The organism is Flagellimonas pelagia, from assembly GCF_003584135.1.
Taxonomy (GTDB): domain Bacteria; phylum Bacteroidota; class Bacteroidia; order Flavobacteriales; family Flavobacteriaceae; genus Flagellimonas; species Flagellimonas pelagia.
Map to the genome: position 1 here is coordinate 35,704 of NZ_QXFI01000005.1, position 14,501 is coordinate 50,204.

The window sequence follows — 14,501 nt, forward strand, 5'->3', positions numbered from 1 at the left end:
GTTATCTCTCACCAAATAACCGAGTTATGAAGCCAATCTTGACCACCTTCCTTCTTGCCATGCTGCTTATGGCTAGTTGTAGCAAGCCCCAAAATTTTGATGTACTTATAAAAAACGGCCGTATCGTGGATGGATCCGGTGGACCTTCTTATGTGGGTGATGTAGGTATCAATGCCGATACCATTGCAGCTATTGGTAATCTGGAAAAAGCTACCGGTAATACTGAAGTGGATGCCTCTGGCCTGGTGGTCGCCCCAGGCTTCATCAATATGCTGAGTTGGGCCACGGAATCCCTTATAGAGGATGGCAGGTCCATGGGAGACATTAAACAAGGCGTAACCCTTGAAGTTTTTGGTGAAGGATGGTCCATGGGTCCCCTTAACGAAAAGATGAAGAAACAAGAACAGGAAAGCCAAGGCGACATCAAATTTGACATCACTTGGAACACCCTGAACGAATATCTGGAATATTTGACCCATAAAGGGATTACACCCAACGTGGCTTCTTTTGTGGGGGCCACAACATTAAGGATCAATATGGTAGGTTATGAAGACCGGGCCCCTACTCCACAGGAACTGGATTCCATGAAATTGATGGTAAAACAGGCCATGGAAGAAGGTGCCTTGGGTGTGGGATCTTCACTGATCTATGCACCGGCCTTTTATTCCAGTACCGAGGAACTCATAGAACTTTGTAAAGTGGCGGCAGAGTATGACGGTATGTACATCAGCCATATGCGGAGTGAAGGGTCGCGATTATTGGAAAGTTTGGATGAACTCATCCGTATAGCCCATGAAGCGGGTATACGAGCTGAAATCTATCATTTAAAAGAGAGCGGAAAGGATAATTGGGACAAATATGATGATGTGGTGGCCAAGGTAGATTCAGCCCGGGCGGCTGGGCTTCACATTACGGCCGATATGTACAACTACGTGGCCGGGGCAACAGGCTTGGATGCCGCCATGCCCCCATGGGTACAGGAAGGTGGATATGACAAATGGGCGGAGCGTTTACAGGACCCCGCTATTCGAAAGAAAGTCAAAGAAGAAATGATGACCCCTACGGATGAGTGGGAAAGCTTGATGCAAGCGGCTGGGGACCCGAGCAAAATATTGCTGGTCGGATTCAAAAATGATACGCTTAAACAGTATACAGGTAAAACCTTGAAGGAAGTGGCCGAATTACGGGGGACTTCCCCAGAAGAAACGGCCATGGACCTTGTGGTACAGGATGGTAGTCGTGTGGGCACCATTTACTTTTTGATGTCCGAGGACAACGTAAAAAAACAGATTGCCCTCCCATGGATGAGTTTTGGCTCCGATGCGGGTTCTCTGGCCACCGAGGGTGTATTTTTAAAGTCCAACACCCACCCAAGAACCTATGGCAATGTGGCCCGACTGTTGGGTAAATACGTGCGTGAGGAAAAGGTGATTTCCTTGGAAGAAGCTGTCCGTAAACTTTCACAATTACCGGCGACCAACTTGAAAATCAAAAAACGGGGAAGTTTGACCACAGGCAATTATGCTGATGTGGTCTTGTTCGATCCCGAAACCATCATCGACAAGGCAACTTTTAAAAACCCCCATCAATATGCCGAAGGGATGGTCCATGTATTTGTAAACGGTACCCAGGTGTTGAAAGATGGCGAGCATACCGGGGAATTTCCAGGGCAAGTGGTACGTGGACCGGGATGGAGCAAAGAATAAAATGTTTATAACGATAGTATTGTTTCTTAATTAATTGTTTTTATAAGTGGGAAATTACTTATATATTTCATATGAATTTAAATACTAAACATTATAATTTAAAATTATGAAAAAACAATTTGCTTTACTTCTAGGCTTAATTATTGTTTCATGTTCTTCTGAAAATGAGACTTTGTCACCAGAGGACAATTTGAGTTATACTGCCCTAACAGGCAGTACTGTGAACACTTATGTTATCAATGAGGCAACTACCATACCAATATGCAATCAAAATTATCCATACACAAATAACAAAGATATTGAAGTATTGTTTGCCCAACCTTTTGAGCATGATGTATTTTTATCTTTATCACTACAAACCTTTACCAAAAATGAATATACTGGCAACAAGTGTTGTTTTCAACCTACAATTTCCCCATGGGTTATCGTAAACGTACCTGCAGGTACCAAAAAGGTAATTTTGGATGCCAGTTGTTCCTTGGTTGATTATGTTGTATGTGGTCAGGTAACTGAAACAAAAAAGAAATACTTTAGGGTTACGCTGGAAAGTGCGGAATACATTAATTCTTCTGAAGAGCTGAATGTTGCACCAGCTATCGGAGCCAATGAATATTACGATTTTAAGGTTGAAAAATATTGTTTAGGAGGAGGCTGGAACCCTGGTGGTGGTCTTAATTAAGTTTTGAAATTGCCATATATTAAGCTGTAGTTAAGGTTAATTTTCCTGAAACTGCAGCTTTTTTATGTTCTTTTTCATATTTCTGACTATATAAATTATTTGTTAAACTGAAACAATAGGAATTTGTATTTTATGGATTATTATGGCCTTGATTTCTCAATTAGCCATTTCCTAAGTTTTTAACAACCTCAAACTCGATGCTTATTTAATGCTCTCGGAACCCACACAATTTGTATTGTTTGATGTTACCTTCACCTATACGAAACAGGATGCGGACACTGCTACGCCCAGTAAATCCCATTATTATGTGACCGGGGACATGCTCAACCCCAACCGACCCAATGATTGGACCTCCCCTGTGGATTACCGGAACGGAACAGTACATATTCGCATTGAAGTGTTGGAAAAACCACCGGGCAAGGAACCAACAAAATGGACGCTTTGCTATATTCCCAACCATGGACAGGGTAATGGGTATGGCTGTACTTCCACGGATCTTTATTTGGATGAAGGGGTTTATGAAAAAGATGTCCCCATGACGGAATTCTGGGAAAATGAATCCATTATCTGGACGGAAGGCATCAAACAGATGGATTTGGTCATCAAGGATGACAGTGGTGGACAAGGGCATGCCCATAAACGGGAAGATTTTGAAAAGTTCTTTCCTACCAAGGTACGGATTACCATGGTGCAGGTGGCCAAGGGAGCAACCTATGATCCAGCTTTATTAACAAATTGAACAATATACAATTAACAATAATCAATTTGCTATTGTCATTCTGAGCGGAGCGAAGAATCTCTTCTTAACCATGGAGAAAAACTCCTAATCATAAACAGGAACAATTATTTTGATCAACAAAGGAGAGGATTCCCTTCAAGTAAATTTAGAAAATAAAATCAAGCTGGTATTTCTTATATTCGAATGGATTCAAAATCAACAAATTGAGTGATGATTGAAAAGCTTAAGGAGTTTATAAAGAATAAAGAAACGGACAAAATCCTGAACTTGATCAGAGAAACCCCTGAGGTTTTGGGCCAACAGGACGAAAGTGGCACTTCTGGTTTATTGGTCATTGCCTATGCCGGAATGCCGGAAGTATTGGAAATGGCAATAAACTTGAAGCCATCCTTTTCCTTTCACGAGGCAGTAGTTTGTGGTTTGTTGGAACTTGCCAAAAGCTTGTTGGATAAAAATCCAGAATTGATCAACCAACATGCCAATGATGGCTTTACTCCTGTTTCCCTTGCCGTGTTTTTTGATAAATCAGAAATGACCAAATGGCTTCTGGATCAAGGGGCCGACCCCAACTTACATGCCACCAATCCTTCCAAGGTGAATGCCATGCATGCTGCAGTGGCCAAGGGAAATATTGAGTTGTGTCAATTGCTGATTGCAAAAGGTGCAGACGTCAATGCCCCGCAAATGCAAAATGTAACGGCCCTACACTCTGCGGCGCATCGGGGGAATTTGGAAATGGTAACTTTACTTGTGGAAAATGGAGCCCAAATCAACCTGAAAATGGAAAATGGCGATACGGCCCTTAGCATTGCGAAACGGGACGGGCATAAAGAAGTTACCTCCTATCTGGAAGAAAGGTAGCCAGGGAAAAAATCAGCCTTGGTGCTTGTTTTTGGCCTCGATCCATTTGGCCATGTATTTGGTACTGTTCAAGGTTTGGTGCTGCAATAACCTTCCTATAAAGTTTTGCTCTCGATGCTCAACAAGTTGTTTTTCGAGATTATCAATTAGATCAACTAAACTTTTCTGAAGTTTTTCCTTGTCAAAAAAGGCACGTAACAATTGAATTCCATGGGTTTGTGATTTCTCCCATTTCAATTTATTCTGATAAAGCTGTACCGCCTTATTGGCAAAAGCTTTCCGATCATTTTCAATACTTCCATTCCAAGGAAAATTACCGTGCATTCCTTCTGCACCAATAGATGTGGTAACACTGGGGGTGCCATTTCTCATGGCTTCCAGTAATTTTCCTTTTATTCCGGCCCCAAACTGTATAGGAGCCAACAAAACTCTGGAGTTCCGCAAGGCTTTATCAAGATTTTCCTCCCATCCATCAACATGAAATCCCAACTTGGGATTGTGCATTTCTTGCACCATTTGAGGTAAATAGGCTCCATAAATATGTATCTCAGCTACAGGTAATAGTTTTTTGATAAGAGGCCAGATTTCTTCCTTCAATATTTTGATGGAATCCACATTTGGGGCATGTTTTCCATTTCCAAAAGTGATGAAATGTTGTCTTTCTTCAAAACTGGGCCAGTCATTAATCTTTGGATTCGAAGGCACTTCCATCATCAAAGGCAAACAGAACAAAAGATTTTTGGGAATATGTAGCTGCTCCAGTAAAATATCCATCTCAAAAGTGGAAACCATCAACGATACATCGCAACGATAGATACTGGCAATTTCCCTCAAGGTCAAAGGATGGGTTTTCCATTGCCCTAAATTGAATTCGATACCATCTTTTATTGCCTCTTCCCTAGCCTTTCGCAAGGAATGTAAATCCTCGGTATTCAATATTCGAATCGCTTGAGGGGCAAATTCAGCCACTCTCCAACCAAATTGCTCCTCCACCATAAAACGGTCAAAAAGAACTATATCCGGCCCCAAATTTTCAATAAAAGCATCAAAACTAGGATTGTTGAGCTCAATGAATTCTTCCTTTACTCCTATCTCAGAAAGGCTCTTGCTATACTCGGTTTTGCTTGCACTGCAAGCGAAGGATACTTGGTAACCAAAGCCTAAAAAAGCTTCCAACAATTGAAGCATTCGCCCTCCGGCAGCTGTGGTGCTGGGTTCTGGCCACACATGGCCAATAACAAGTACAGTTTTGGTCATACTTTAGTACGCTTTGAAGAAGTGGGACAAGTTAAAAGAAACAAACACATGGGCCAAGAAACAAGGGTCAAGACTCATGACGCTGGTTTTCGGAATCGAGTATTGGGAACAAGAGCCCAACAATCCAAAAATCTAACAATCCAACAATCATGGCCTTGGCTGTTCGCGAAAAGAGATTCTTCGTTCCCTGCCTAACAGCGTACACTCAGAATGACATTGGTGACTGCTCATTGTCAATTGCTAATTGAAAATTGCCCATTGCTAATTGTCCAGACTGCTACATCCGCATGGCAAATTTCTTGGAAATACTGGAGCGGAGCTTACGTTCATAATCCTCTTCCAACCACTCTTTGTAGTTTTTGGTGTTGTTCATGATGCAATAGGAATATTGTTTTACCCGATAGGCAATCTCTTCCTTGAGTTCCTTGGCCAAGATCCGAGCATCGAACACATCCTCGCTGTTTTCCACACAAATCTGGGCATGTTGCTCTATGCTGCGTTCCAAGACCAGCTTGGATTTTTTTCCTTCGGCGAATATCTTTTTGTACTCTTCCTTGACATCAAAGGTAATGTTGTCAGATTTGCTGAACTTGGCTTTAAGTTCTTCGGGCATTTCATACACAAAGTCCCGTTCAATTTCCTCATCGTTTTTGATGTTCTCCAAATAAAAGTCAGGGAAGTGGAAAATCTCCTGCCAATCCACGGCAGCATCCCAAGGACCAAAACGGGCAAGGTTGTTTCCCAAATCGATGACGTTGAATTCATCTTTTCCGGGAATGACCCTAGAGCCCCGGCCGATCATTTGAAAATACAAGGTAAGCGATCTGGTCGCTCTGTTCAGGATAATGGATTTTACCGAAGGCTCATCAAAACCAGTGGTCAGGATACTTACCGAGGTAAGAATGGCGTCGGGTGTCTCTGCAAACCAGTCCAAGATTTCCCTTCGTTCGGTGGCCGTGTTCTTGTTGTCCAAGTGTCGGATATTGTACCCAGCCTTTTTGAAGGTTTCATACACGTATAAAGACGTATTGATACCATTGTTGAAGATCAACGTCTTGGTTCCTTTCGCTATTTCCTCATAAGCGGACAATAGTTTGCCCAACATACTGTGGTTGCCATAAAACTCATCCGAAGATTTTACCGTATAGTCCCCATGGATCCCTAATTTTAGAGTCTTGAGGCTTACATCGTAGTTATAGAGATTGGCCTTGGCCAAAAACTGCTTATCGATCAAGGATTTTATGGACTCCCCAATAATCAGATGCTTATAGTGATCCTTCATGGGAAGTTTGATGTTGGAACTCAACGGAGTAGCCGTGACCCCCAAGATAGTGGCATGTTCAAAATATTTGAACAGTTTTCTGAAGGAGTTGTAGTGGGCCTCATCTATAATGACCAACCCTATGTTCTTGATGCTGACCTTTTCCTCCTGCAATCGGTTGTTCAAGGTTTCCACCATGGCCACAAAACACATATAATCATCCTGGTCGTACAGTTCCTTCACCTCACTGTTGATGACCTTGTTGGGCACCCCGAACCCGTGGAGCATATCGGATGTCTGTTTGCTCAACTCTATGCGATGCGTAAGAACCATAACCTTTTTCCCTGTCTGGTTGATGAACCTACGGGTAATCTCGGAAAACACAACGGTCTTTCCTCCTCCTGTCGGTAATTGATACAAGATATTGGTGCCCTGTGGTAGGTCGTCCAAATGCTTAAAGATCTTTCTAAGGTCTTCTTGCTGGTAATCGTATAGGGTTTTCTTGTGATTTTTTCTGTTTACCTCCAAAAGAAAATGGTTATGGGTTTCAAATTAAAAAACCCTACAAAATTAGGAGTTTTTTGGGCTTGTGGGAAGAGATGCCCATGGTTTTCTATTAAGATACTATCAACAATTGGAGTTTAACAGAAATTTTTATGGATAATGCATTTTGGCTCATAACATTTTGATAAGAATAACATTTTCCACTTGGAATTCTACCCGTAAAAACGTATAATGAAAGCTTGTAACACTATGAAACCATTTATCGAATGAGGCAGTTAAAAATCATCAAGCAGGTCACCAATCGCGAATCCAAATCCCTTGACAAGTATCTTCAGGACATCAGTAAAATTGATTTGATCACGGCTCAGGAGGAAGTGGAACTTGCGCAAAAGATCAGGGCCGGTGACCAAGCTGCCTTGGAAAAACTCACCAATGCCAATTTGAGGTTTGTGGTGTCCGTGGCAAAACAATATCAAAACCAAGGACTTACCTTACCAGACTTGATCAACGAGGGTAATGTTGGTTTGGTGAAGGCGGCCAAGCGGTTTGATGAAACCAGGGGATTCAAGTTCATCTCCTATGCCGTGTGGTGGATCAGGCAATCCATTCTTCAAGCACTGGCGGAACAATCACGTGTTGTACGCTTACCCTTGAACAAAATTGGTTCCATCAATAAAATAAAGAAGACCTTTTCCTATTTGGAACAAGCGCATGAGCGACCACCATCCGCGGAAGAAATTGCCAAAGAACTGGACATGACGGTTACGGAGGTTAAACAATCACTTCGGAACACGGGAAGACATGTTTCCATGGATGCACCCTTAAAAGAAGGGGAAACCTCTAATTTATATGACGTACTCAGGGCCGGGGACTCCCCAAAACCCGATAAAGGATTGATGCACCAATCCCTCTATACGGAAATCAACCGGGCCTTGGATACTTTGTCACCACGTGAAGCTGATGTGGTAAGACTTTATTATGGCATCGGCAACCAACCCTCCATGACCCTGGAAGAGATTGGCAGCACTTTTGACCTTACCAGGGAACGTGTACGGCAGATCAGGGAGAAGGCTATCAGAAAATTACGGCATACCTCAAAAAGCAAAATCCTGAAATCCTATCTGGGATAAATAGGGAAATCAAAAAATAGAAAAGGGGATGTTTTTTGACATCCCCTTTTCCATGATATTCACTTAAACATTAGTTATGGGTGACTCAACAGATTGATATCAAAATCTGTGAGCATTTCGTTCAAATCTTGAATAAAGTTTAAGTACGCTGTGTTTTCTTGGTTAAAATTTTTCATCGAAACAAAATTTGGGGTTTTGGTCAACTATAGGTAATCAAGTTCGGCAAGTTCGTTCAAGCTCAGGATTTCGTTCAGTTCCTGCAGAAATGCCAAATATTCTTCTCCGTAGGTGTCGTATAACATTGTAATTTCGGGGTTTTGTTGTTTGGGTATTTCCTATAACGTGAATCTATTGGAAAGATTATGTCAATACAATTTTTTGTGGTGAAATTCTTACCATAAGTTGTGAAATGAACATGTCAATCGGTATCCAAAATATCCAAGGCCACCTCAAAGTCCAGATCAGGGTCCTTCTTGCTCGGCCTTATGTTGAATTCATCATAAATGAAACATAGTTTCATCGGCAACCTGCTCCTTTCGCTTGGCGTTATTACTCCAAGTTTGTTTTGCAAGGCTGTTTTGATCTCGAACGCCTTGTTGCTGATTTTAGGGTTTTCGTGTGTCTCCAATTCCGCCAAGAAAGGAATCTCTTTCTTGTCCCCTACCTCCAACATTTGGTCCAACAGCATCAATCTGCATTCCAAGTCCTTGGCATGTTGGAACAAAGGATAAAATATGCTCTGTAAGTATGTTGGTAGTCCGGCGTTTGTCACGGTATTGGTTTTTTACATCGTTCTGAAAAGTTCCATTTCAAAATCCACCTGCTCTTGCACCAAAGGGTATTCGGTCACGAATTGTTCGTAGAGAAAGGCCAGGTGTTTGGCATCGTTATCGGTTTTGCTCAACAGGGCCATCTGTTGAATGGTTTCCAACAGATCAAAGGTTTTCATCATCTTGAGGTTGGGGCCTATTTTTTGGCAGGCCAGCTCCAAGGCAGCAAAATCCTCGTTCATCAAATGTACTTTGGCACTCCCAATGAATTCCAGTACATTTTGCTTGAACATCCGTACCATTTCCTCCAAGAGTTCCATACGGCCCATGCAGTCCTCAAGGACTGGTTTTAGGTTGATTTTGTGTTCAGAATAGCCTGATACTAGGCTTTTCTCGATATATTGAAAGTTCGTAGACATAGTTTCGGGGGTATGTTTTTTTGGATGGATCAGTTCTTGGATCGCTGTTCTCAACGTATCCGTCAGATCTTGTTGCTTTTTGTTCAGAGGGGTGTTTTCCAAAGCATCCAACAATTGTAAAAGATGATTATTGGGTTTTGTGGCATCGGATTTTTTTCCGGTAGGCTCCAAGATACCTACTCTTTTGTATATATTCTCCAGTTGCTTCAGTTCCGATGTGCCAAATACTTTGTCTTCGAGTCCGTGCTTGAAGACCTCGAACGATTTTTTAAGTTCACCTGCCTCTACAACTCCCAGTTCCTCATAAGAGAAGGAACTTAGTCCGATTTCCAGTTTTTCAAGATAGTTGAGTAATTCCCGTGTTCCCAAATTTAGTGTACAATAATTGTTAATTCTTTAAAAATGTTCAATAAAAAGAGGGATTACAATTTATTGTTCCGTAGGATTCGGTTTTTGTTGTCAAATTGCTTTATTTGTATGTATAAAAACCAACCAATGAAACATATCTACCTCATCTGTAGCGTTCTCCTTTTTATTTCCTGCGGAGAAAAAGAACCCAAAAAGACTGAAACTTTGGAAGAATTGGCACACAGGATCCATGATTCTGTCATCACGATCGATACCCATGACGACATCAATGTGACCAATTTCACCGACAGTATCAACTACACCCAAAAACTAAATACACAAGTAAACCTGCCCAAAATGAAAGAAGGCGGTTTGGATGTGGCCTGGTTCATCGTATATACCGGTCAAGATACCCTCACTACCGAGGGTTATGCCAAAGCATCGGAAAATGCCATGGCCAAATTTGATGCCATACACAGACTTTGTGAGGAGATTGCCCCTGATCAAATCGGGTTGGCCCTTACCTCGGACGATGTTAGGAAAATAGCCGCATCAGGAAGAAAAGTTGCTATGATCGGTGTAGAAAACGCTTATCCCATCGGTGAGGACCTTTCCAAAATAGAGGAGTACCAAAAAATGGGTGCCCGTTACATGTCCTTGGCCCATAATGGACACAGCCAATTCAGTGACTCCAATACTGGTGAAAGGGACAGTGTTTGGCTTTACCATGGTCTAAGTGATTTGGGCAAACAGGCCATTGCAGAATTGAACCGTGTGGGGATCATGATCGATATTTCCCACCCATCAAGGGAAGCCATGGTACAAATGATAGAGCTTTCCAAAGCTCCCATCATTGCATCGCACTCCTCCGCAAGAGCATTGTGTGATCATAGTCGTAACTTGGATGATGAGCAACTGTTGATGATGAAGAAGAATGGTGGTGTGGTACAGGCCGTTGCCTTGGGTTCCTATGTAAACGCGGAAAAAAGCGAGGCCCGTTCCGAATATCTTAATGGAATCAATAAAAAAGTGGCCGATTCTTTGGGTATTGAATGGTACGAAAGGTCCCAATTCAGAAGTTTGACCCCCGAGCAGCGTGAAACCTTTTTTGAAAACTATCAAAAAGTTATGGGCATTGCCGAAGAGCTTGCCAAAAAAGACCCCAATGCCCCACCAGCGGTGAATGTGTCCGATTTTGTGGATCACATAGACCATATGGTGAAAATAATGGGAATAGACCATGTAGGCATCAGCTCCGATTTTGATGGAGGTGGTGGCATTGAAGGCTGGTCGGATGCTTCTGAAACCTTTAACGTAACCTTGGAACTGGTAAAACGCGGCTATACCGAAGAAGAAATCGCCAAAATTTGGGGAGGCAATCTTCTAAGGGTATTGGATGAAGTCCAGGCCATAGCCAAAACGTTGAACTAGGCGTTTTCCTCCTTTTCCTTTTTGGCCAAACGGTCCTTAACGTACTCAATTTTTGTTTTACCGTGGGCCTTGGGATTGCCCTTATCATCAAGGTTGACCATGATGATATTGTCCACGGTAACAATACTTTCGTGGGTCATCTTATTGCGTACCTCACAATTGAGGGAAATGGAGGTGACCCCGAATTTGATAACGTCAATACCAATTTCGATGATGTCACCTTCAATGGCGGTACTCATAAAATTGATTTCGGACATATATTTAGTAACAACTTTCTTGTTCTCCAACTGAATGATGCTATACAGGACAGCCTCCTCATCGATCCAGGAAAGGACCTTCCCGCCAAACAGTGTTCCATTGGCGTTCAAATCTTCTGGCTTTACCCATTTTCGTGTATGAAATCGCATATTGAAACTTTTTAAAATACAGGGCAAAGTTACTTCAATACCCGCTAGATTGTTGCTCCACTACCCTACTAATTTTGTGTAATTATCAATTTCAAACAATTCATTACCAAGCACTACGGACTATTTAATTTTGAAGTGGCTGGATTTTTAAATCCATGAAAATTTGGGCTTTAACCAAAAAGACCCTTCTGTGGGCCGTTCAAAGTTGCCGGAATGTGAAGATAGGATCCCAAGGCAGGGTTCAATTGCTTGATCAAATGGGCGGACAACAAAGGTGATTCCAGTTCCAAGTTTTGGTGCACAAAAAAGTGGATGTTTCCCAATCCCAGAGTTTTCCATGTAGACAATCGGTTTACCCAATCCTGTAGTCGTGGATAATCGGATGGGTGGTTGGCGCCTACATATCGGATAAAGGCCTCATTGTTGGTCAACCGCATATGCATGAGGTCCCTCCTGCCTGCCGTATCCACCAACACATTGGTGATTTGGTTTTCTTCGAGCAAATGATACAGCTCTTGGGCCACGGTTTCATCGTTGAACCAATCCGTATGGCGAAACTCCATGGCCAAAGGAAACTCCTTGGGCCAATATTCCACAAACCGCACCACCCTATCCCAATTTTTAGGGTCAAAATTGTTATGCATCTGCAAAAAGATGGTCCCTAATTTTTCTTTGAGGAGTGAGGTCACTTCCAGATAACGGTCGACTACGGGGTATACCTGTTCGTTCAATCGGCGGAGATGACTTACTTCGTTTGTCATTTTTGGGAAAAACTTGAAACCTTCCGGGGTCTTGTCGTACCATTTTTCATAGGTATCCGAAGGAAAGATGCGGTAGAACGTGGCATTAAGCTCTATGCAATTGAATTGGGACGAGTAGTATTGCAATTCATCCTTGGTGCCCCTTGGGTAAAAATTCTTAAGGTCTTGTCGGTTCCATTTGGCACAGCCCACATATACATTGGTTTTCCCTCCAGACCTATATTTGGAAAGGACCACAGGCGTATCCGGATGGTCCTTCGGGATGATAAAATCAATACGTTCGGGATGGTCTACTTTACCGAATTTCATGGTATGGAGGTATTCAGAGGTTGTTTACTAATGGTCTGGAGTATGGGCAATTCTTGAGCAACGTTCTTTATTCCATAATTACTTCTCTATAAATTCCTATTGGACTTATTGCTATTTTCGGATAGCTTGGTACAAAGAAGAATTTCTCAAAGTTTTCAAATGATGCAAACACATTTCGAAATACCTTGTCATAAACAGCTTCTTCGGTCAATTCATCTTCGTCGTAAGCAAGATATTCGTCATTTAAATTTACTCGAATATCTTGTTCTTGTGGACAAGATGTTATAACACCAAAAACAGACAATTTAATATTAGGCCTACTACCATATGTAAAAATCACATTTTCGAAGTCTCCATTTACTAAATATTGACTTTTTAGATTCGCTAAAATTTGAAATTCAGGAAAGCCATCAAACGGTGCTAGTCTAAAATTCAATCGATTTGGTGAGAATGTATCTAAAAATATTTTGACCCTCTCTACAAAAGTTTCATCAAGCAACTGTGCTTCTGAATATTCCTCGATAATGTTATCAAATGATTTTTCAGCTGCTTTTAACTTATTCAGTTCTTTGTGATTTTGTGACTTTTTCAGTCCCTTTTTCAGGTCGTTAATTTGTTTTCTTTGAGCAATAATCTCCGGATTATTTTCTAAGACTGAAGTATAAATTAATCTTTGAATATCATTAAAATTTGACATTGTAGATACCCCAAAAACTAGGGCAGTAAGTTTAATCATTAAATTTACTGAATATGACACGAAGAAAGTTTACCCCGAAGTTCAAGACCAAAGTGGTCCTGGAAGCCTTGAAGGAACGGCATAGCCTTGCCGAACTTGCCCAGAAGTACGAGATACACCCTACCCAGATCAGCGCTTGGAAGCGCGATTTCCTTGATGGGGCCGAGCAGGTGTTCGAATCGGGCAAGAAGGATGCCCGCAGCGAGACCGAAAGGGAGAAGGACAAACTTCTAAAGGCCATAGGCCAGTTGAAGGTCGAGAACGATTTTTTAAAGGACGCCTTGCGCTGAGACCACTCTCCGAACGCAGAAAAATGATACGCAAGGGTCATTCCAAGATGAGCATTGCAAGGCAGTGCAGAACATTGTCGGTCCATCGCTCGGGGCTCTATTACAGGCCAAGGGGCGAGAGCGAACTGAACCTGAGGCTCATGCGCGAGATGGACGAGCATTACCTCCACCATCCCTTCAAAGGGGCCAAGCGGATGCACATCTGGCTGACCAGGGACAGAGGGTACAAGGTGAGCAGGAACCGTATCGAACGGCTCTATTACAAGGTAATGGGCCTCAGGGCCGTCCTTCCGGGAAAACATACCTCCCGAAGGTGCAAGGACCACAGAACGTATCCGTACCTGCTGAGGAACCTGACCGTTGACAGGCCCAATCAGGTCTGGGCCACAGATATTACCTATATCCCCATGCAACAGGGATATCTCTATCTGGTGGCCATCATCGACCTGCACAGCCGCTATGTCCTGAACTGGAGCGTGTCCAATTCCATGGATGCCCAATGGTGCAGGGAAACATTGGAAGAGACCATAGGTGAGCACGGGACACCGGAGATCCTCAATACGGACCAGGGGAGCCAGTTCACTGCCGAGGAGTTTGCCAACTATGTTTTGGGTCAGGGAATACGCCTGAGCATGGACGGCAAGGGAAGGGCCACCGACAATGCCTTTATCGAAAGGCTTTGGAGGAATGTAAAGTATGAGAAAATCTATCTGAACCCTCCAAAGGATGGTATGGAACTCTATCTGTTATTGGCAGAGTACTTTGATTATTACAACCATGAAAGAAGACATCAGTCCATCGACTATGAAAGACCCATCGATCTATTCAAGAGAGCAGCTTGATAATTATATTGGTTTTGTAGAAAAACTGTCCTAAAGATCGGGGTATCTACA

Annotated in this window: 15 protein-coding genes; 8 read left to right on the forward strand and 7 right to left on the reverse strand. The window is 42.5% G+C overall.

The genetic code is table 11. The features are described from left to right. The first annotated feature begins 26 nt into the window (after window positions 1-26). From D2V05_RS00235 to D2V05_RS00250, 4 genes are all read left to right on the forward strand, one after another. On the forward strand, window positions 27-1,706 hold the full coding sequence (locus D2V05_RS00235; RefSeq protein ID WP_119645542.1) for an N-acyl-D-amino-acid deacylase family protein: 1,680 nt from the start codon (window positions 27-29) through the stop codon (window positions 1,704-1,706). A gap of 106 nt (window positions 1,707-1,812) precedes the next feature. Beyond that, entirely contained in the window at window positions 1,813-2,385 is a 573-nt protein-coding gene (locus tag D2V05_RS00240) for a hypothetical protein (protein WP_119645544.1), read from the forward strand. Window positions 2,386-2,593: 208 nt separating this feature from the next. After that, the gene (locus D2V05_RS00245) at window positions 2,594-3,124 is read left to right on the forward strand and encodes a hypothetical protein (protein ID WP_119645546.1); all 531 of its coding nucleotides are present in this window, start codon (window positions 2,594-2,596) and stop codon (window positions 3,122-3,124) included. A 210-nt stretch (window positions 3,125-3,334) separates the two neighbouring features. Continuing rightward, window positions 3,335-3,985 carry an ankyrin repeat domain-containing protein gene (locus tag D2V05_RS00250; protein ID WP_119645548.1) on the forward strand — a complete coding sequence of 217 codons (651 nt, stop codon included), beginning with the start codon at window positions 3,335-3,337 and terminating at the stop codon, window positions 3,983-3,985. Between the two features lie 12 nt (window positions 3,986-3,997). Here the strand turns inward: D2V05_RS00250 and D2V05_RS00255 are convergent, their stop codons facing one another. Together D2V05_RS00255 and D2V05_RS00260 are read right to left on the reverse strand one after the other, a co-directional pair. Then, complete coding sequence (locus D2V05_RS00255) at window positions 3,998-5,242, reverse strand: glycosyltransferase (RefSeq protein ID WP_119645550.1); 1,245 nt, start codon at window positions 5,240-5,242, stop codon at window positions 3,998-4,000. A gap of 277 nt (window positions 5,243-5,519) precedes the next feature. Continuing rightward, on the reverse strand, window positions 5,520-7,031 hold the full coding sequence (locus D2V05_RS00260; RefSeq protein WP_119645552.1) for a DEAD/DEAH box helicase: 1,512 nt from the start codon (window positions 7,029-7,031) through the stop codon (window positions 5,520-5,522). A 242-nt stretch (window positions 7,032-7,273) separates the two neighbouring features. Here D2V05_RS00260 and D2V05_RS00265 point away from each other — a divergent pair, with 242 nt between their 5' ends. After that, window positions 7,274-8,137: a sigma-70 family RNA polymerase sigma factor gene (locus D2V05_RS00265; RefSeq protein ID WP_119645554.1), complete on the forward strand. Its 864-nt coding sequence runs from the start codon at window positions 7,274-7,276 to the stop codon at window positions 8,135-8,137. Between the two features lie 418 nt (window positions 8,138-8,555). Here the strand turns inward: D2V05_RS00265 and D2V05_RS00270 are convergent, their stop codons facing one another. Continuing rightward, window positions 8,556-8,909, reverse strand: coding sequence for a hypothetical protein (locus tag D2V05_RS00270; protein WP_147378197.1), 354 nt, complete (start codon window positions 8,907-8,909; stop codon window positions 8,556-8,558). Between the two features lie 12 nt (window positions 8,910-8,921). After that, window positions 8,922-9,695, reverse strand: a complete 774-nt coding sequence (locus tag D2V05_RS00275; RefSeq protein ID WP_119645558.1) for a hypothetical protein — start codon at window positions 9,693-9,695, stop codon at window positions 8,922-8,924. A gap of 126 nt (window positions 9,696-9,821) precedes the next feature. On the opposite strand from D2V05_RS00275, the gene D2V05_RS00280 reads away from it, so the two are divergent. Further along, the gene (locus D2V05_RS00280; RefSeq protein ID WP_119645579.1) at window positions 9,822-11,105 is read left to right on the forward strand and encodes a dipeptidase; all 1,284 of its coding nucleotides are present in this window, start codon (window positions 9,822-9,824) and stop codon (window positions 11,103-11,105) included. Here D2V05_RS00280 and D2V05_RS00285 read toward each other — a convergent pair. From D2V05_RS00285 to D2V05_RS00295, 3 genes are all read right to left on the reverse strand, one after another. Next, window positions 11,102-11,512: an acyl-CoA thioesterase gene (locus D2V05_RS00285; RefSeq protein ID WP_119645560.1), complete on the reverse strand. Its 411-nt coding sequence runs from the start codon at window positions 11,510-11,512 to the stop codon at window positions 11,102-11,104. The two genes, D2V05_RS00280 and D2V05_RS00285, sit on opposite strands and share 4 nt — an antisense overlap. A gap of 170 nt (window positions 11,513-11,682) precedes the next feature. Then, window positions 11,683-12,582, reverse strand: coding sequence for a DUF72 domain-containing protein (locus tag D2V05_RS00290; protein WP_119645563.1), 900 nt, complete (start codon window positions 12,580-12,582; stop codon window positions 11,683-11,685). A gap of 67 nt (window positions 12,583-12,649) precedes the next feature. Next, window positions 12,650-13,318, reverse strand: coding sequence for a hypothetical protein (locus D2V05_RS00295; RefSeq protein WP_119645565.1), 669 nt, complete (start codon window positions 13,316-13,318; stop codon window positions 12,650-12,652). A gap of 14 nt (window positions 13,319-13,332) precedes the next feature. Between D2V05_RS00295 and D2V05_RS00300 the strand changes: the two genes are divergently transcribed. Further along, a complete protein-coding gene (locus D2V05_RS00300) occupies window positions 13,333-13,608 on the forward strand; it encodes a transposase (RefSeq protein WP_072882405.1) in 276 nt (91 codons plus the stop codon). A 23-nt stretch (window positions 13,609-13,631) separates the two neighbouring features. Beyond that, complete coding sequence (locus tag D2V05_RS00305; protein WP_119645567.1) at window positions 13,632-14,450, forward strand: IS3 family transposase; 819 nt, start codon at window positions 13,632-13,634, stop codon at window positions 14,448-14,450. Window positions 14,451-14,501 lie beyond the last annotated feature (51 nt).

What these genes read in the sequence shown, in the direction of transcription:
- D2V05_RS00240 (WP_119645544.1), top strand. Translation starts at nt 1,813, where the DNA reads ATGAAAAAACAATTTGCTTTACTTCTAGGCTTAATTATTGTTTCATGT.
- D2V05_RS00255 (WP_119645550.1), bottom strand. Translation starts at nt 5,242, where the DNA reads ATGACCAAAACTGTACTTGTTATTGGCCATGTGTGGCCAGAACCCAGC.
- D2V05_RS00295 (WP_119645565.1), bottom strand. Translation starts at nt 13,318, where the DNA reads ATGATTAAACTTACTGCCCTAGTTTTTGGGGTATCTACAATGTCAAAT.
- D2V05_RS00235 (WP_119645542.1), top strand. Translation starts at nt 27, where the DNA reads ATGAAGCCAATCTTGACCACCTTCCTTCTTGCCATGCTGCTTATGGCT.
- D2V05_RS00305 (WP_119645567.1), top strand. Translation starts at nt 13,632, where the DNA reads ATGATACGCAAGGGTCATTCCAAGATGAGCATTGCAAGGCAGTGCAGA.
- D2V05_RS00250 (WP_119645548.1), top strand. Translation starts at nt 3,335, where the DNA reads ATGATTGAAAAGCTTAAGGAGTTTATAAAGAATAAAGAAACGGACAAA.
- D2V05_RS00300 (WP_072882405.1), top strand. Translation starts at nt 13,333, where the DNA reads ATGACACGAAGAAAGTTTACCCCGAAGTTCAAGACCAAAGTGGTCCTG.
- D2V05_RS00290 (WP_119645563.1), bottom strand. Translation starts at nt 12,582, where the DNA reads ATGAAATTCGGTAAAGTAGACCATCCCGAACGTATTGATTTTATCATC.
- D2V05_RS00245 (WP_119645546.1), top strand. Translation starts at nt 2,594, where the DNA reads ATGCTCTCGGAACCCACACAATTTGTATTGTTTGATGTTACCTTCACC.
- D2V05_RS00280 (WP_119645579.1), top strand. Translation starts at nt 9,822, where the DNA reads ATGAAACATATCTACCTCATCTGTAGCGTTCTCCTTTTTATTTCCTGC.
- D2V05_RS00285 (WP_119645560.1), bottom strand. Translation starts at nt 11,512, where the DNA reads ATGCGATTTCATACACGAAAATGGGTAAAGCCAGAAGATTTGAACGCC.
- D2V05_RS00265 (WP_119645554.1), top strand. Translation starts at nt 7,274, where the DNA reads ATGAGGCAGTTAAAAATCATCAAGCAGGTCACCAATCGCGAATCCAAA.